Origin of the sequence: Mycoplasmopsis columbinasalis (genome assembly GCF_900660705.1) — a bacterium.
GTDB classification, from domain to species: domain Bacteria; phylum Bacillota_I; class Bacilli_A; order Mycoplasmatales; family Metamycoplasmataceae; genus Mycoplasmopsis; species Mycoplasmopsis columbinasalis.
Genome location: NZ_LR215043.1, coordinates 483,188 through 501,579, shown reverse-complemented (window position 1 = coordinate 501,579; position 18,392 = coordinate 483,188). Strand labels below are relative to the sequence as shown.

At 31.6% G+C, this 18,392-nt stretch carries 17 protein-coding genes and 1 rRNA gene; 7 read left to right on the top strand and 11 right to left on the bottom strand.

The features are described from left to right. Positions 1-94 precede the first annotated feature (94 nt). Together msrA and trmB are read right to left on the bottom strand one after the other, a co-directional pair. Positions 95-577, bottom strand: a complete 483-nt coding sequence (gene msrA / locus EXC55_RS02100) for a peptide-methionine (S)-S-oxide reductase MsrA (RefSeq protein ID WP_129623035.1) — start codon at positions 575-577, stop codon at positions 95-97. A 50-nt stretch (positions 578-627) separates the two neighbouring features. Continuing rightward, positions 628-1,248 (bottom strand): tRNA (guanosine(46)-N7)-methyltransferase TrmB, encoded by a 621-nt coding sequence (gene trmB / locus EXC55_RS02095; RefSeq protein WP_129623034.1) that lies wholly within the window; start codon positions 1,246-1,248, stop codon positions 628-630. An 88-nt stretch (positions 1,249-1,336) separates the two neighbouring features. Here trmB and EXC55_RS02090 point away from each other — a divergent pair, with 88 nt between their 5' ends. From EXC55_RS02090 to rplA, 3 genes are all read left to right on the top strand, one after another. Then, a complete protein-coding gene (locus tag EXC55_RS02090; protein ID WP_129623033.1) occupies positions 1,337-3,508 on the top strand; it encodes an ATP-dependent Clp protease ATP-binding subunit in 2,172 nt (723 codons plus the stop codon). 181 nt (positions 3,509-3,689) lie between these two features. Then, positions 3,690-4,127, top strand: coding sequence for a 50S ribosomal protein L11 (gene rplK, locus EXC55_RS02085; RefSeq protein ID WP_129623032.1), 438 nt, complete (start codon positions 3,690-3,692; stop codon positions 4,125-4,127). Beyond that, positions 4,127-4,822: a 50S ribosomal protein L1 gene (gene rplA, locus EXC55_RS02080; RefSeq protein WP_129623031.1), complete on the top strand. Its 696-nt coding sequence runs from the start codon at positions 4,127-4,129 to the stop codon at positions 4,820-4,822. Before rplK ends, rplA begins: the two co-directional genes overlap by 1 nt. Before the next feature lie 287 nt (positions 4,823-5,109). Here the strand turns inward: rplA and rrf are convergent. The 5 genes from rrf to EXC55_RS02055 all read right to left on the bottom strand — a co-directional run bounded on the left by rrf (position 5,110) and on the right by EXC55_RS02055 (position 8,240). Then, positions 5,110-5,215 (bottom strand): 5S ribosomal RNA (gene rrf / locus EXC55_RS02075). Positions 5,216-5,258: 43 nt separating this feature from the next. Further along, on the bottom strand, positions 5,259-5,483 hold the full coding sequence (locus EXC55_RS02070) for a hypothetical protein (protein ID WP_129623030.1): 225 nt from the start codon (positions 5,481-5,483) through the stop codon (positions 5,259-5,261). A 596-nt stretch (positions 5,484-6,079) separates the two neighbouring features. Then, the gene (locus EXC55_RS02065; RefSeq protein WP_223211677.1) at positions 6,080-7,048 is read right to left on the bottom strand and encodes an ECF transporter S component; all 969 of its coding nucleotides are present in this window, start codon (positions 7,046-7,048) and stop codon (positions 6,080-6,082) included. Positions 7,049-7,133: 85 nt separating this feature from the next. Further along, positions 7,134-7,628, bottom strand: coding sequence for a hypothetical protein (locus EXC55_RS02060; protein WP_129623029.1), 495 nt, complete (start codon positions 7,626-7,628; stop codon positions 7,134-7,136). Positions 7,629-7,682: 54 nt separating this feature from the next. Next, complete coding sequence (locus EXC55_RS02055) at positions 7,683-8,240, bottom strand: inorganic diphosphatase (RefSeq protein WP_129623028.1); 558 nt, start codon at positions 8,238-8,240, stop codon at positions 7,683-7,685. Positions 8,241-8,504: 264 nt separating this feature from the next. On the opposite strand from EXC55_RS02055, the gene EXC55_RS02050 reads away from it, so the two are divergent. Further along, positions 8,505-9,887, top strand: a complete 1,383-nt coding sequence (locus EXC55_RS02050) for a M17 family metallopeptidase (RefSeq protein ID WP_129623027.1) — start codon at positions 8,505-8,507, stop codon at positions 9,885-9,887. A gap of 77 nt (positions 9,888-9,964) precedes the next feature. Then, a complete protein-coding gene (locus EXC55_RS02045) occupies positions 9,965-10,537 on the top strand; it encodes a thymidine kinase (protein ID WP_129623026.1) in 573 nt (190 codons plus the stop codon). A gap of 39 nt (positions 10,538-10,576) precedes the next feature. Here EXC55_RS02045 and EXC55_RS02040 read toward each other — a convergent pair whose 3' ends face one another. From EXC55_RS02040 to ruvA, 4 genes are read right to left on the bottom strand one after another with little or no spacing between them, the layout of a single operon-like run. Then, entirely contained in the window at positions 10,577-11,881 is a 1,305-nt protein-coding gene (locus EXC55_RS02040) for an MAG0480 family ComEC-like protein (RefSeq protein ID WP_129623025.1), read from the bottom strand. A gap of 17 nt (positions 11,882-11,898) precedes the next feature. Continuing rightward, positions 11,899-12,801, bottom strand: coding sequence for a hypothetical protein (locus EXC55_RS02035; RefSeq protein WP_129623024.1), 903 nt, complete (start codon positions 12,799-12,801; stop codon positions 11,899-11,901). An 8-nt stretch (positions 12,802-12,809) separates the two neighbouring features. Further along, positions 12,810-13,772: a Holliday junction branch migration DNA helicase RuvB gene (gene ruvB, locus EXC55_RS02030; RefSeq protein ID WP_129623023.1), complete on the bottom strand. Its 963-nt coding sequence runs from the start codon at positions 13,770-13,772 to the stop codon at positions 12,810-12,812. Then, positions 13,744-14,358, bottom strand: a complete 615-nt coding sequence (gene ruvA / locus EXC55_RS02025) for a Holliday junction branch migration protein RuvA (protein ID WP_129623022.1) — start codon at positions 14,356-14,358, stop codon at positions 13,744-13,746. Before ruvA ends, ruvB begins: the two co-directional genes overlap by 29 nt. Positions 14,359-14,653: 295 nt before the next feature. Between ruvA and EXC55_RS02020 the strand changes: the two genes are divergently transcribed. Beyond that, on the top strand, positions 14,654-16,216 hold the full coding sequence (locus EXC55_RS02020; protein ID WP_223211676.1) for a site-specific DNA-methyltransferase: 1,563 nt from the start codon (positions 14,654-14,656) through the stop codon (positions 16,214-16,216). Positions 16,217-16,558: 342 nt separating this feature from the next. After that, positions 16,559-18,343: a site-specific DNA-methyltransferase gene (locus EXC55_RS02015; protein WP_197722272.1), complete on the top strand. Its 1,785-nt coding sequence runs from the start codon at positions 16,559-16,561 to the stop codon at positions 18,341-18,343. The last annotated feature ends 49 nt before the right edge of the window (positions 18,344-18,392 follow it).

The window sequence follows — 18,392 nt, the reverse complement described above, 5'->3', positions numbered from 1 at the left end:
AACAATATCAAAAATCTAAAAAGAATGGTTTTTGCAAATATTATATATAAATATGATTCTGATTTAGATACTGATATATAAATACTAATGTGTTTTAGTGTTTTGGTAACTTAATGTGGCAGTAACCACTAGGATTTTTGTCTAAATAATCTTGATGATATTCTTCGGCTGGATAAAAATTTAACAATGGTAAAACTTCAGTGGTTAGCGGTTTACTATAATTGTGTGCTAATTTTTCAAGATGATTTTTGATTATTAATTCATCGTTTGCATCTATAAAATAGACACCATTGCGATATTGGACACCAACATCTGGTCCTTGTTTATTTAATTCTGTTGGATTAATAACATCAAATAAACTAGTAATTAAAGTTTCGATAGAAGTAACATTTGAGTCATAGACAACTTCAACCGCTTCACTAGCAATAGATTTGCCATCACAAACATCTTTATAAGTTGGATTTGGAATGTTTGAATTTGCATAACCAACAATAGTTTTTACCACACCTGTTTGTAATTTTAAAAAAGCTTGCACACCTCAAAAACAACCGCCTGCTAAATAAATTTTTTTGTTCATTTTTACCTTTCTTTTTTATATATCTCTATTTTATAGATATATTAGAAAAATTAAATTTTTGGACGACGCGCAAAAATATATTTTATGCTCGTACCTAAAGCACTTCATTTTTGTTCATAGCCTGTCATAATGTTATCTTTTGCATATGCCGAATTATGCAAATCAGTACCATTTGCTAAAATTTTTCACCCATTCGCTTGCAAACTTTCAAGTGAAAAATGATACAACTTCTCATTATCACTCTTAAATTTAAACAAGGAATCATCACTCATTAATGTTTGATATAAACTTAAAAAATTCTTATGTGTAAGTCTTCTTCGTTCGTGTCTTGCTTTTGGTCAAGGATCGCTAAAAGTAAGTCAAAGTGTATTAAGCTTACCACTAAAAATTGTTGACAAATTCACTGCACCGTCAATAACTAAAAAGAAATTTTGCAAATTATATTCTTGTGCTTTTTTAAGTGTTTTAGCCGCAACAGTTCAATATTTTTCTAAGCCGTAAAATTTTAATTCTGGATGTAATCTTGCTAATTCAACTATCATTTCGCCTTTGCCCATTCCAACTTCTACCACACAGTGGTTATCTAAATCAATAGGATAAACTGTTGGGTTAATATAATAAGGCGATTTTTTAATTCGTTCTTCGGCCGTTTTGTCAAATCTTAAACGCATAGCTTTATTTTATCATCGAAACAAACAAAAATACTTTAGCAAATAAAAGTTTTAGTGCTAAAATATTATGCAAACTAGAGGAGGAAATATGGATTTTAACTTTGACGAAATTTTAGATTCACTCCAAAATAAAACAAAAAAGAACGATGACGAAGACGACATTTTAAAAAAATACGGTAAAAATTTAACTGATATGGCAGCTCGTAACGAGCTTGATCCAGTCATTAACCGTGACGACGAAATCAGAAGAATGATTAGAATTCTTAGTCGTAAAACCAAAAACAACCCTGTTTTAGTAGGCGAGCCTGGCGTGGGAAAAACAGCAATTGTTGAGGGTTTAGCTCGCAAAATTGTTGAAGGACAAGTACCTGAAAATCTTAAAAATAAAGATGTTATCGAATTGGATCTTGCAAGCATGATTGCTGGTGCTTCTTACCAAGGACAATTCGAAAAAAGAATTAAAGATGTTCTAAAAAGAATAGAAGATGCCAACGGCGACATTATTGTTTTTATTGACGAAGTACATATGTTAGTTGGAACTGGCAAAACTGGTGCTGATAACGGAATGGACGTAGCTAACATTTTAAAACCAATGATGGCACGAGGTAAATTGCATTTAATTGGTGCCACAACTTTTGACGAATATCGCAAATATATCGAAAAAGACGCCGCACTCGAACGAAGAATGCAAAAAATTGATATTTTTGAACCTTCTGTAGAAGATACGATCACCATTCTACGTGGTATTAAGGAACGTTTCGAAAATTATCACAATGTCAAAATTCAAGATGACGCTTTAGTGGCAGCCGCTAACCTTTCATCAAGGTATATTTCTGACAGATTTTTACCTGACAAAGCAATTGACTTAGTTGACGAAGCAGCAGCTACTATCAAAACGGAAATTAATTTTCAACCAGAAGAACTAGAAAGAGCAAAACAAAATTTAGCTAAGCTTAAGATGGAAAAAATCGCTTTATCAAACGAAGATAAGGTTAAACACGCACTTCGACTTAGTCAAATAGAGACTGAAATTCAAGCTGCTGAAAAGAAAATTAACGCTTTACAACAACAATGAGATCAAGAAAAGAATCGTCTCAATTACGTTTCACAATTGCGTAGTACTTTAGATAATTTGCAACACGCTCTCACTTTGGCGCAAAGCGAAGCTGAATATGAAAAAGCCGCAAAATTAATGTACATTGAAATTCCGAAAGTTGAAAAAGAAATTTCACAAAAAACTGCTGAAATCAACGCTGCAACTAATTCGCTTATTAAAGACTCAGTTACTCCTGAAGAAATTGCTTCAATTGTTTCAAAATGAACTAACATTCCTGTTAACAAATTATTAGAAGGCGAACGACAAAAATTATTAGCACTTGAAAGTGCACTCAAAAACAAAATCAAAGGACAAGACGCTGCTATTAAAGCAGTGGTGCAAGCTGTTTTACGTGCAAAGGCCAACATTAACGATCCGAATCGCGCACTTGCTTCCTTTTTATTTGTTGGACCTACTGGTGTGGGTAAAACTGAACTCGCAAAAGTGTTAGCTAGTGAACTTTTTGATGATGAAAAACAAATCATTAGACTTGACATGTCTGAATATATGGAAAAACACTCAGTTTCCAAAATCATCGGTGCTCCTCCAGGATACATTGGTTTTGATTCAACTCACTCATTAACTGACGAAATTCGCAAGAGACCTTATTCGATCTTGTTGCTTGATGAAATTGAAAAAGCTCACCCGGAAGTTCTCAATGTCTTGCTCCAACTTTTGGACAACGGTTCACTTACTGACTCAAAAGGTAGAGCAATTAATTGCCGCAATTTAATAGTCATAATGACTTCTAATTTAGCTGCTCAACAAATTCTTGAAAACAATATTGATGTAAGTGAAATTAAAGACATTTTATTGCAAAAATTAACACCAGAATTTATTAATCGTATTGACGAAATTGTTAAATTCTCTGCGCTTGACGACGAAGCGATTAAAGAAATCACTCGCATTGAACTTGAAAAACTTGCTCAAAGAGTATTGGATTCAAAACAAATTGCACTCAAATTTACTGATAAAACTATTGATTTTGTGGCAAAAGCTGGGTTTGACCAAGCATTTGGTGCACGCCCAATCAAAAGATATATTCAAAATCATCTTGAATACTTGTTAGCGCGCAAAATTATTGACCAGTCGATGGTGCCTGACAAAACCTACCAAGTTGATTTGTTAATGGGAAATTTCACCATTAAAGAAATTAACAAATAAACTTCAATGTGAACGTTATCACGTTCACATTTTTTTATTCTTTTCTGTTACTGATTCAATACTTTTGTCAATAAAATAAGCTTTTTATAATATAATTGCACAGCAATTACAAATTGCCTCTAACTAGTGGGAGAGAAATTTAAGTATCGCTAGTACCACATTATCGAAAGGATAACAAAACATGGCAAAGTCAAAAGCTGATATTGTTCGTGTTCGTAAGTTGCAATTTTTAGCTGGTCAAGCTAAACCAGGACCTGCACTTGCAGGTGTTGGTATTAACATGCCAGGCTTTACAAGAGCATTTAACGATGCAACAAAAGACAGAAACAGTGAACCTGTTCCTGTAGAAATTACAGTATATAAAAACAAATCATTCGACTTCAAATTATTTACTGCACCTGCAAGTTTCAAACTTAAGCAAGCAGCTAAGATTCAAAGCGGTTCAGCAAAATCAAAAACAACTAAAGTTGCTTCAATTACAGTTGACCAACTTAAAGAAATTGCTGAATACAAATTACCAGATTTAAGTACCGATAACATTGAAAGCGCTATGAAAACCATCGCTGGTACAGCTCGTCAAATGGGAATTACAATCGAAGGTTGAGACGGAGATAAATAATGGCTAGAAGATTAGGTAAAAAAATCAAAGCAGCTCGTGAATCATTTGACAGAACAGTTGCTTACGATCTTAAAGAAGCATTAGAATTAGTCAAAAGAACTTCATACAGTAAATTTGATGGCTCAGTAGAATTGGTATTTAAATTAAATCTTGATGTTAGAAAAGCTGACCAACAACTTCGTGGTGCAGTCTTACTTCCAAATGGAACTGGTAAAAGTGTAAGAGTATTAGTTGTTACTAACAACCCTGAAAAACAAAAACTTGCCAAAGCAACTGGTGCTGACCAAGTTGTGGACGGTCTTGAACTTGAAGGTAAAATTAAAGAAGATAACTTTGATTTTGATGTTATGGTTGCTGACCCAGCAATGATGCCACTTTTAGGAAAATACGGTAAAAAACTTGGACCTAAAGGTCTTATGCCAAACCCTAAAACCGGTACAGTTACTCCAACACCTGAAAAAGCTGTTGAAGAACTTAAAAAAGGTAAAGCAAACTATCGTACAGATAAAGCAGGTATTGTTCACACCATGATTGGTAAAGTAAGCATGGATCTTGACAAACTTGTTGAAAATGCAAATACTGTAATTAACTTAATTAAAAAACTTAAACCAGCAGCAGTAAAAGGTACATACATTCAAAACGTTGTTGTAACTGCTACAATGGCTCCTGGTGTAAAAGTAAAATTAGGTAACTAAGAAACTAAATTAGGACAAGAAAACAAATTCTTGTCTTTTTATTTTTTTTGTAATTATCCAAAGAAAATTCTTAACTAAAAAAGCATAGAAATAATTTGAAAATGAAATCAAAATAAAAACCAACTTTAAGTTGGTCAATTAAAAAGTGCCTAATGGTTCTTATTTAGAAAAACAAATCATTATGTCAATTATTAAATAAATAAAAAATCAAAATTTTATTGAGGCCCCGTTTGTATATTAGTTGTGCTTTATAAAAAATAAAAACTTATATTAGTAAAAGGAAATAAAAAAAGCACCGCCCTATTTTCACATCTCTGCTATCGTCGGCACTAGAGGGCTTAACTACTGAGTTCGGAATGGGGTCAGGTGATAACCTCTGCTATAGGCACTTGTGGAATATATTATAGCACCTTTAAATTTACCACCAAGAAAAAAATTAAATTTTTTTAGTAAATTTTTGTACATAGTTTTTGAAGTCATCAATTTTTAAGTCATTACTATGATCTAAAGTCAAAAGGATAATTTTCAGCATTACATAAAAACGGTTTTCTAAATCAGTTGGAATCTCTTCTGGAAAGCCGCTATCTCAAGTTAAAGCAGCTAATTCACCTGCAAGAATTAAAATCGCATTATACTTAGCCTTGGCGAAAAGTTTACACATAAAGCTGTACAAAGACTTTAAATAAGTTTGAAAAGAAATTTTTTTAATTTTACTTGATTGTGTTAAGGAAGATGCGGAAAAGCACATTTGCGTTGGTTCATAATTCGAAACATCTTCAGTTAGTATACGTTCAAATTCTAGATAAGTGAATTTTGGCGCTTTGTGTTTCTTTCAGTCAATGAACTTTTCAATTGATTTATATGTTAAAACTAGAAAATAAAAAAGAGAGAGAACGCCTACTACACTTGAAATACTTAATACCACCAATTTTGTTTGTTTTTGAAATCCAATTGAAAAACTTAATTTTTCTGGAATTAGAGCAGAAAGAACTAATCAAATTAATAGTCCTGAGAAAAGCAAAACTCAAAATAATGAAACCAAATATCATACTAATCAAGTTTTTATTGCTCACTTGAAAACTCCGCGTCTTGTATTGGCTAATAAGGCACTAAGAGATCGATTAGTGAAGTAAAATGTGATCGCAGCCAAAATTGGAATAAAAAATTTTATAAAAACATTAAATCACGACATATTTATAATATTTTATCTTAATAAAAAACACTTTTTTGAAAGATCAAAAAATAGCACAATTTGTGCTATTTTCACATTATGCCGTTATTTTTATTAATTAATGGATTAATTACGTTGTAAGTAAAATAAATTACAAGCATATTGAATCAAACTTTAACAGGACTGAAAAGGGTGTGGTTAAAAATGTAAATAAAGATTGAATTTTTTTCCGAACCATAAGCAATAGTATCTGCAAAAGAAAGCAATGGTACATTAATTAATTCAATGAAAGCCGAAAAGATGATAATTGGAATGATAATCATAAAGTGTTTTGATTTCATTGCAAATCTAGAAATTCAAACAAATAAAATCATTGCTGAATAACCTGAACACATTAATAAAGTTAACCAAAGTCTACTTTTTACAATACCGCCATCTAAAGCGCTTTGTGGGATTTTGAAACCAATTAGTCACACAATAAAAAATACTAAAACGGCTAATAATAAAGTAGAAATTACACCATAAAAATTCAATAATGTGTTCCGTGTACCTACAATTCTAATTTTTTTGCGTTTTTCATGAGCATAAAGAATTCTGTCTTCTATTTTTTTAATTCTTCTCGAGTATGGATTTTTAAGTTTAATTCTTGCAATTCTGTTAAATAATCTTGAAATTTTTACTTCAAGTACACTATCACGCATTGTACCATCAAAATAGTATTTAAAAAGTCTTAAGAAAAGTAAACCGACTAAACCAGCAATAATACCGTCCACTGCAGTCGCAACTGTATAAAACGGATTATAAATATTTGGAACAAAAATGAAACTTAGTAAATCAGCTACTAAACCCACCGTTCCACCAACAATAGGTCCAAAAATAAATCCAGTAATTTTAACAGGCAAGCCAATAAAACTGATTTTATATGAAGGAACTGAAACAATTGGAATTAAAGAAGCACATATAATCACAAAAACGACGGAAATTGCAATTAAGATTCCTACGAATGTAATTTTGCGAATTGTTCATTTTTGAAATAATCGCCAATTTTCGCTCATTAATACTCCCTTCATCAACTGTTTTAAAGTATTTATATTTTAGAATATTTATCAAAATTAAATTTAATTTTGGAATTTTTCTCAATTAACGTGCATAAGAAATAATTAAGTTAACAGCAAATACAATGGTGCCAATAATTAAGTTGAAATAAATAACCGTTCTGTTTTTGGTAGGAGGATTATCTCTTTTGTGTTCTAATGTTTTCAACTCTTTTTCCATAGTTTTAAGTTTGACACTTTGTTCAAAACTGTGTGGTTTATTTTTTTCGTCTGTAATTTTTAAGCGAAGAAGCTGAATTCTTCTGGTGATGCTATTTTTTGTGAAAGTAAAACCAAATTCAAAAGTAAACAACAAAACCAAAAATCAAAATGTAACATAGCTTACTGACGTTCCTGTGATGGTGTCAATTACTAACACAGTGTGATCATCAGGAATGTTTGTTTGGACAATTTCTGGGCGTTTCACAAAATAAATTGCTAAACCGATCCCCAGAGAAATTGCAAAAATTAAACAAGCATAAATAATGTAACCTTTGGTTCAACCTGCCTTAAATTTTTGTCATATTGGGCTTTTAAACATAAATTTATTTTAACAAAATAAAAAATAGCAAATACTATTTTCTAAATTACTAGTCTATTCGTATTTGTCAGGATGTTCTTTTTGCATCTTGACAACAAATTCTTTTTTAGGCATTTTGCCGTATTTTTCCATCAATTCTTCACATTCAGCTAACTCTTGTAATGCTCACTCAACGTTTTCAAAACCCTGAACTTTAGTTAAGTTTGGTTTCTTTCAGTTTTTGTAATTATTGAAGAATGTTTCTAAATTAAATAAAAATGGCTCTGGTAAGTCTTTAAGTTCTTGAATGTGGTCGCAACGATAATCGTCAGCATGTACAGCAATTAATTTTGTATCTGTTTCACCCGAATCAATCATTTTCATCGCACCGATAATTCTTGCGTTTAAAACAACTCCAGGAATAAATGTTTCTTGTGAATAAAGCAAAACATCTAATTCATCCCCATCTCAATCTAACGCATTTGGAATGAAACCATAATTAGCAGGATAAACAAAATCTCCTCTAAGAATTCTATCAACGTGAATTAAACCGTCTGCTCTATCGTATTCGTATTTAATTTTTGAGCCTTTAGGAATTTCAATTTTAATTTCAATAATATTTTTCTTTGACATAATATTTTTATTATATGCTAATTTTCTTGTACTTTAGTACCTTATAATCTATCAATAATTTGCTGCGGCTGCATTTTTGTTAGCTCAAAAAACTTTGTTTGTACAGTTTTTACTAATAAGCCTAAGCTATAACGCAAAAGTAAAAATGTACTATTTAAGGAAGTGATTTTTAGCTTCTAATTTCTGTTTGAAGAATTATTATGAAGTAAAATAAGTATTATTTTTTAATACATTACTCTTAAACTTCAAAAATGAAAGGAAAATATGCTTTTCAAAGAAATCTTAACTTCAAAAGAACAAAACAGCGTTTTACTTAAAGCATTTTTTAAAGGCGATGAACCTTTACCATACTTACTTGAAAAAAACGGCAAAATTACTGAATATCTTGACAAAAATGTAGCATATGTTTATTTAGGCGAAAAGAAAGATTTAACTAAAGAATCACTTTTAAGTACTTTTTTAGGTGTACTTGCTAGTCAAGGACGTTCATATGTTGTTGACTTAGAATCATTTACAACTGAAAATGTTTGTTTAGTTGGCGCGATTACTGCTTTAACACGTGCTGTTTACTTTAAAAAAGCTGAAATTTACAATGCAAAAACTCAATGCGATGGTTGTCCAAGCAAAAAATACACTCTTACTCCATTTTTAGCTAAAGTTCCAGACCTTGTACAACAAGCTATGGAAAAAGAAATTATTCTTTCAGAAGCAACTAACTTTGCAAGAAACTTACAAGTTACTCCACCTAACATTTGTAATTCAGAATATTTGGCTGATGTTGTTGCTAAAGACCTTGCTCAATATTCAAATTTAAAAGTTACAGTCCTTAAAAAGGCCGAAATTGAAAAACTTGGTATGGGACTTTTACTTTCTGTAAACCGTGGTAGTGTTTATGAACCACGTGTTGTTGTAATTGAATACAATGGTGACCCAGAATCTAAAGAAAAAACTGTTTTAGTCGGTAAAGGTATTACTTTTGACTCAGGTGGTTACAACATTAAAACTGGTCGTTTTATGTTAGGCATGAAGTACGATATGTCGGGTTCAGTAATTGTTGCTGGCGCTTTAAAAGCAATCGCGCAACTTAAACCTAAGAAAAACTTTGCTGCTGTAATGTGCATTACTGACAACAGAGTTAACGGTGATGCTTCGTTACCTGACTCAGTATGAACTTCAATGAATGGTAAAACTGTTGAAATTAACAACACCGACGCTGAAGGTCGTCTTGTGATGGCTGATGGTTTAACTTACGCTGTTAGAGAACTTAAAGCAACTAGATTAATCGATGTGGCAACACTTACTGGTGCAATTTTAGTGGCATTGGGCTCAACTTACACTGGCGTTTGAGCTACTTCAAATGATGCTTGAAATGAATTTGAAGCTGCCGCTAAATCAGCTAACGAATTAGTTTGAAGAATGCCTTTTGACGAAGCTTTCGCTAAAAACATCAAAGCATCAAAAGTTGCTGACCTTAAAAACACGGATCTTAGTGGTAATGGTGGTTCAAACTCAGCTGCAATGTTTCTTAAGGAATTTACTGAAGGCGTTGAATACATCCACTGTGACGTGGCTGGTACAGCCGAAATTTCAGAAGAACCACAAGGTGTTTTAGTACACACTCTTACTGAATTAGCTTTACAAAAATAAGTAATTAACTTGAAAAAGTCCTGCGTGGAAACAAAGGGCTTTTTTATTGAATTCATTTTTGATTTTTTGGAGTAAAAATGTATTTAAAACAAAAATTTAATGGTCTTTTAGAAGTTATTACTGGGCCTATGTTTTCTGGCAAGAGTGCTGAATTATTGAAAAGAATTAAAATTTTAGACATTGCTGAAATCAAAACATTAATAATCAAACCTCAAATTGACAATCGTTTTAGCGAAAGCAATATTGTCAGCCGCACTGGGGCACAAATTAAGGCAAATGTAGTTACTAAAGCTGCGGACATTTTGAAGTTATGAGACAAACACTATCAAGCAGTGGCTATTGACGAAGCCAATTTTTTAGACGCTGAATTACTTAATGTCATTGATTATTTAATCGCTCAAGGAGTTCGAGTTATTTGTTCAGGGCTAGACACGGATTTTTTAAGGCGACCTTTTGGGATTATGCCTGAAATAATGGCGATTGCTGACAGTATCGCTAAGCTCAAAGCTGTGTGCGTTAAATGCAAATCTAATGCTGGATTTTCATTTAGAAAAGTAAAATCAAATGAACTTAATTTAATTGGTGATTCCGAATACGAAGCGAGATGTAGAATTTGTCACATTCAAGGTGAGCAAGAAAAACAAAAGTAAAACTTGAATTTTATTGAAAAAGCAACCATTACGTTGCTTTTAATTTGCAGTTTTTGGTTGTTTTTTTAAATTTCGTTTTCAATAATCCTTTAGATTCAGCAAAATTATCGACAAAACAATCACACCGGTAACTCAATAGTAAATACTAAAGTTATAGATATTTAAATTAATAGGTATTGTTACTGAAAAGAGTAAACACAAATCTAGTAATTTATCAAGACAAAAATACAGAAAATTCAAGTATTCTACTGACCAAAACCCAAAAAATGACAATAAATAAGTTATTTCAATAATAGGACTAAAAAGCAAAATATAAAGTGGAGAAAGAAGATTTATTTGTTTTGTAAAAATAACATTAACAAATAGATTGGCAAGAAACAAAAGCAAAGATAAGCTAATAGTTTTCAATACTTTAGAATTTATTTTTAATTTCTTGTAAAAATAACCAATTAAAAAACCATTAGCAAACGTTAATAAAAATGAATAACTAAACAATCAATTTTTATTAATCAAAAACATTAGAAAAATAACTAAAATTGTTGAATCTAATTGACTAAATCGATTGTATTTTGCAATTTTGCTATCTTTTATTAATTTATATAATATGGCCTTAATCATTGGGATAGGTGATAACGAAAATATTGAATACACAAACACCATTAATATTAAAAAAGTAGTAATTGCTCGTTTGGTTTTTCTATATTTATCATTTATTAATATCAAACAAAAGAAAAATAAATCAATGTGTAGGCCAGACACAACAAAGAGATGATTTAATCCTAAAAGACTTATTTTATTCTGCGTTACATTATTTTCGTTATTCATTCCTAATACAATTTTGTATCAGTATGTGTTGTAATGCTTTAAATTTTCATTACTAACAGGCTGAAACAAATTAAATGCTTTCTCTTGAATTTTTTCTTCAAAAAGCACAGTCGCATTATTTAATTTGTACTTAATGTTATTCTCAAGCACTCAATTTTTAATGTTAAGATCACTATCAAAAGATTCTAAATTACCTACTGCTTTGACTAACGACCCATACCTTAAGTCACCATAACTTACTCGAGGACTTTTGTATACCAACACATTAAAATTGTTATAGTTAATCAAAAAATATTTGTCAGCACTTTTGTGAATAACACCTTCAATTGAATACTTGCCATTTTCTAATTCGTGTTCTGTTTTAAAAACAAAGATAAACAAAAAAGCTATTGCTAAGCAAATTAAAATTAAATTTCTTAAGTCTTTAAGTAATAGTAAAAAAACACAAAGAACTGTGAGTGTATACGTAATTGGGCAAATTTCTTGAAATTTAAACCCGGCATAAAGTAAAGGCGGCAATAAAAACGCTAAGAACTCTATCTTGACAATTTTATTTTGCTTTGTAGAGTTTCTAAAGTCTTCTCACCGACTCCGCGTAATTGATCAATATCTGCTCAAGTGACATTATTACCTTTAATTTTCTTTAATTCATATATTTTCTTCGCTAAGTTGGCGTTAATACCAACTTTCAATAAATCTCTGACTGATTTAATATCGTTTCAAGCAATTTTCGCAAGTTTTTCTTCTTTATTTTGTAATGATGCAAAAAAACGTTCATTTATTTGTTTGTTAACCGCATTAGTTAACTCTTTTGAATTAATTTTTTGGATTTTTGAAATTTTTTTCAATATGCTGTCGGACTTTTTATCAGCGTCATATTTTTCATTCCTATCATTAGTTGAACTTTCATTATTTTTTCTTGTGCGTTTTGTAGCGCTATTTGATTCTTTGGTTGAATTTTTTAACTCCTTTAAATTTGGTATTGAATTTTCATTTGTTTTATAAGTGTTTTTTACCTTTTTATTTATTGTCTTTAAAAGTACATTCGCAGTACCTGCTGTTGCAATTTTAGTTTTTACTTTTGTTTGTTTTTTAAAAGGCACTTCCAGCAAGTAATTACTTTTTATTTGTTTTTTAAAATTAATTTTTGTTAAATCTGCATCTGCTTGAACTTTCACTTTTTCTAAAATATCACCAATTGTTTTTGGTTCTTTAAAAATTAAAATTTGTTCACTCGCAACAGCTCCTTTAACTTTAACTTTATAAGCGACTGAATGTTGGGTATTATTGTTTAAAAAATCTGAGTTTTTATCACTAAAATCTTCTATTTTTTCGATTTTTGTTTTCTTAGTATTAAATGCAACTGCACTTGAAACTAAAGCGATTGTAGATGCTAACCCCGTTAATGTTCAAAATGCTCTTCATATGCTTTTTTTCATTTTCTCAACTATGTAAAGTCTTCAAATTCAACATTTAGTAAATAATCTATCCCTTTTGACGTAATCGACCTACCTCGTGGGCTTTTGACAATCAATTTATGATTCAGCAAGAGCGGTTCTATATCATAAATTAAGTTTTCCTTATTAAAATTCATAATTGAAGCAATTGCATCAACTGATGAATATTTACCATCAAAAACATCTTTCAGCGTTTTTAAATATTCAATGTGATCTTTATTCAAACCGTATTTATAAATTTCTAAGTACTTAAGTGTTTTAAGCACCGAAGCCTTAGTTAAAATTGCACTTTCTTTCTCAATTGAAAAATCATAGACACGTTTTAGTAAATGATTGGCAATTCTAGGGGTGTTTTGTGAATATTGAGCAATTAAATCCAAAACATCACCTGCTACATCGATTTTAAGTCTCTTACTATTATTAATAAGAATTGTTTTGATATCTTCAACACTGTACTGATCGAGTTTAGCTTTTAAACCAAATCTATCTTTGAGTGGCAAACTTAATAAATTTGGTTTAGTCGTTGCTCCAATTAAAGTGAAATGATTAAGATTCATCCGTAAGACTTTTGTATTGCCTTCTGGACCAATTATCATATCGATTTTAAAATCTTCCATTGCGTTATAAATTAGTTCTTCAACACTTTTATTGATACCGTGAATTTCGTCAATAAAAACAATGTCGCCTTCACCAACTGCCGCAAAAACTGTTAAGATATCAGCTTTTTTCTCCAATAAATTTCCCTGCAAAAAGTGAATTTTTGCTTGTAATTCATTAGCAATTATCATTGCCAGCGAAGTTTTACCAACACCAGGAGGTCCATAGAACAAAATATGGTCTAAGGGTTCTTTCCGAAACAAAGATCCTGAAATCATTGTTTTAAGGGTGACTATTAACTTTTGTTGCCCAATAAATTCTTCAAAATTAGTGGGTCTGAGTAGCACTTTGTTCATAATTTTTTGAAATTAACTTAATTGCGTCTTCAACCATCGTATCTACATCGGCGTTGTACGGAATTTCTGCAATCACATTTTCAATTTGGTTGCGTTTAAAACCAAGCATTTTTAAAGTTTCCTTGACTTCTACAAGGTTAGTTGTTGTTTTTTGGTCTTTTTTATCATCATTTTCAGTGGATTTATTTCCCCAGTTTTTCTGGTATTTACGTTGCAATTCGGTCACAATTAGTCTTGCGATACGATTATTTACATAGTTGATTTTAGCAAGAGCTTCAACATTACCAGCAGCAATATAATCAACTGTTTTTTCTCAACCACCGTTTAGTAGATGAAATGCCGCTCGTGGACCAATACCTTGAATTGCAACTAAATCGCCAAATAAAATTCGTTCTTTAAAATCCTTGAAACCATAAGCTGCTTGATAATAATCTGTTTTATATTCATAAATATACATACGGATCTTGGTTTTTGTCTCAAAACGCTCAGGATCAGGCACAATGATTTGGTAACCAGTTGCACCCGACTCAAAAATCATCGTATTTCCATTTTTTCAAGTTATTGCACCTAAACGATATAGTACCATTTTCCCTCCATTCACACTTTTTAACACTATGCTCATTAGCTTCAAGGAAAAAAGGAATTTTTTGGGAATTTATCTGCTTTCACAAAGTTTTTAAACTGCTACAATCACAGGCAAACCTTCACAAAGGAAGCTATTATGTCTATAATTGGACAATGAAAGGACAAAATGGAAAATGGAAATAAATTAAATAATTCCCAAGCTAATTCTATAGGAATCGAGAGAGAGAGAGAGAGAGAGAGACAATAGTACAAACTCGCTGTCAGATCGTTTAATCCAATACCAACAGCAAGTTGATGTGTTTTCAAAAAACATACTTAACTCAGACCAAAAAGAACTTGTTAAAACAATTTTGACTTGAGCGGCTGAAAGTAAGGACGCGACTGAATATATACTTGAAAGTGTGTATCAGTTACTGATTCAAAGGATTAAAGTAGGCTTAACTTTTGATATCGCGCCAACAACATCTGTTGGCTCGATTTCATATCTAAGAAAAGATCACAAGCTTTCGTTTAGTTTAGATAGCAAAAAAGCCAACAATAATTTAATTATTGGCGAAAACTATGATGCTTTAAACAATTTAATTTTGATTGAACAAGAATTAAATCCTTCGGACCCGGGGTATGACATCATCTATATCGACCCTCCTTACAACACCGAAAGTTCTGCCAAAGACGGCAACAATGCTGCTGATGACAAGGAAGATATCAAAGCCAATAAGTTTGTCTATCGTGATAAATTTAGTCGCAATGGTTGACTCAATATGCTTCGTGAAAGATTGGTGTTGGCTAAACAACTTTTAAATCTAAATGGTGTCATTTTTGTCTCAATTGATGACAACGAACAAGCATATTTGAAAATTTTGATGGACGAAATCTTTGGGGAAGAAAACTTTGTTGCTAATTTCATCTGAGAAAAAAATTACTCGCCAAAGAACAACAACAAGTTTGTTTCAGTTAATCACGATTACATTTTGTGTTACCTCAAAAATCGAAATTGAGTAACTAACTTTAACCGTTTCGAACGAACCGAAAAGCAAAACTCAATGTATGTTTATGATGACAACGACGGCAGAGGACGTTATTGTTTAGGAGACTTAACTAAGAAAGGCAAAAACACCTATGACATAGAGTGAAACGGAAAAATTTACAAGTGTCCAGAAAATTCAGGATGGCGCTTTAACAAAACAAAAACGAAAGAACTTATTGCTGATAATCGTATTTACTTACCTGACGACCAAAATCATCGCCCACGAATGAAAAGGTACTTAAGTGAAGTAGCTGACGTTATTTCACTTTCAATTTTGCCACATAAATTAGTTGGCCACACCGGCGAAGCTAAACAACATTTGAATAGCATAATTGCGGGCAATAACTTTGATACACCAAAAAGTGTGCGTTTAATTGAATATTTAATCAAACTGATTGATACTGGAAAAACAAGAGTGCTTGACTTTTATGCTGGAAGTTGTGCCACTGCTGAAGCGGTTTTGGAACTAAATCAAAAAGATGGAGGCAGTCGAACTTATACAATGGTAACTAATAATGCCAATGAAATAGGCACAAAAATCGCCTATGAAAGACTGTTTCGCATTAATCACGGAGTAGGTACTAAAGGTGAAAATTTTAAATGAACAAATAAAAATATGGCATTTAATTCAAACTTGTCTGTGTATTGAGTTGAACAAACCAAAGTCGGTTTAACTGACGAACAAAACCTTGATGAATTGGTAGTGGTAGTGAAGAAAATGTTGGGTGATTTTGGAGTTACTAACACAACAATTAGTGTAGATAGAATTCTTAGTAAACTAAGGTCGTTAAAAAGTTTTATTCAACCTGAAAAAGCGGATGACAAAGACTAATTTTTAAAATTTTGTAATTTTCAACAAAATCTGTGAATAACTAGTTCGCAATAATCACGACGATTTTAAAGAAAAGCAATAAATAATTCAACTAAAAATAAATTTCGCGAAGTCTTATATCCTATTAATAATAAAGATACGAGAGACTTAAATGATCTTGAAACCAGCAGAATTCTAAACAAGTTAAGATCAATTAAAACTTTAGAAGAATAGACAAATTTATTTAAAAAATTGATTTATTCACAACTAAAGCACTAAAACAATATAAAGAAAGTTTATTCATCTTCAAGAACTGAATGTTTGTTGTGATTGTTTATAATAAAACTATAAACTGGAGGAAAAATGAAAAACTCAAACATTCAAATTAAAGAAAAGACTAATCAATCACTAGGAGTCGAGAGAGAGAGAGAGAGAGAGAGAGAGAGAGAGAGAGAGAGAGAGAGAGAGAGAGAGAGAGACAATAGTACAAACTCGCTGTCAGATCGTTTAATCCAATACCAACAGCAAGTTGATGTGTTTTCAAAAAACACGCTTAACTCTGACCAGAAAGAACTTATTAAAACAATTTTGGCTTTGCTTGTCGAAAGCAAAGGTTCAACTGAATATATGCTTGAAAGTGTGTATCAGTTGTTGATTCAAAGGATTAAAGTAGGCTTAACTTTTGACGAAGCACCAGCTGCACAAGTGGATGCGATAAGTTATTTAAAGAAAAACCACAAGCTTTCTTTTGGTCAAGACCAAAACACAAACAAAAATATTTTCATCATTGGTGAAAATTATGATGCTTTGAAGAATTTAATTCTAATTGAAAACGAAAAAGACATTAATGGTGTAGGTTATGATGTTATTTACATTGACCCACCTTACAACACTGAAAGTTCAGCAAATGATGGCAACAGAATTGCCGATGATAATGAAGAAGTAGAAAGTGGAAAATTTGTTTATCGTGATAAATTCAGTCGTAATGGTTGATTGAATTTAATGAAAGAGCGTCTTGCGCTTGCGAAACAGTTATTAAAAGATGATGGGGTCATTTTTGTTTCAATTGATGACAATGAGCAAGCTTACTTAAAAATTTTGATGGACGAAATTTTTGGCGAACAAAACTTTGTTGCGAATTTCATTTGACAAAAGAAAAGCGACGGTACAAGTGGCGATGCTAAAAGTGTGCGTATTCTTTCTGAATATGTCTTAATGTATGCTAAAAATGCTGAACAATTCCAAATCAAAAAAGATTTGAGAAACCTTGAAGACGGCAGCTACACCCAGCAAGATGAATATGTAACAACTAGAGGAAAATACAAAATAGCTAACTTAGCAACTAATACATTGCAATACAGTCCTTCAATGGACTACAAAATTGAAATTGACGGTCAAGTTTTTATTCCGGGCAATGATCCAGACTTATATGAACAAAGAGTTAACGGAATTGTTGACACTTATGACTGAGCTTGAAGATGAAGTGAAGAAAACTTTTGAGAAAGATACAAAAATGGCTCCATTGTTGTTAAAGAAACTGGAATCTACTACAAACAGTATCAGTATGTTGATAGTGACGACAAGCCTTACACCAGATACAAAATCAGAAATAATTTGATTTTAGGAACACACGGTGCCACTGGCACTGCTGAATTTAGCAAAATTTTCAATAAGAAAAAACTCTTTCAGTACCCAAAGCCTGTTACTTTAATTGCTTATTTAATTGATGCTCACGCAAATAAAAACGCCAGAGTCCTTGACTTCTTCTCAGGCAGTGGTACAACTGGACAAGCAGTGTTACAGCAAAACCGTAAAGATGGTGGCAATAGAACCTATACTATCGTTACTAATAATCAAAATGACATTGCCGATAGAGTAACTTACGAACGTCTTTATCGAATTTGCCACGGTAAAGGAACAAAAAGCGAGTCAATTGACAAATGAACTGAGAAAACTAAACCTTATCAGTCTAATTTATCAGTCTTTGAACTTCAATATCGCGATGTAAGTATCACGAGTGACAAAACACTTGATTTGCTAATCAAAGATGTAAATCAAATGTTGAATGAATTTGGCGTTGAAACTAACTGATTAACTGCTGAACGAATCTTAACTAAGCTTAGATCTTTAAAAGCTTTAGATAACTAAAAGTTGTTGATGCAAATTTGTCATTGCTACTTCTTGTTTATAATTCAAC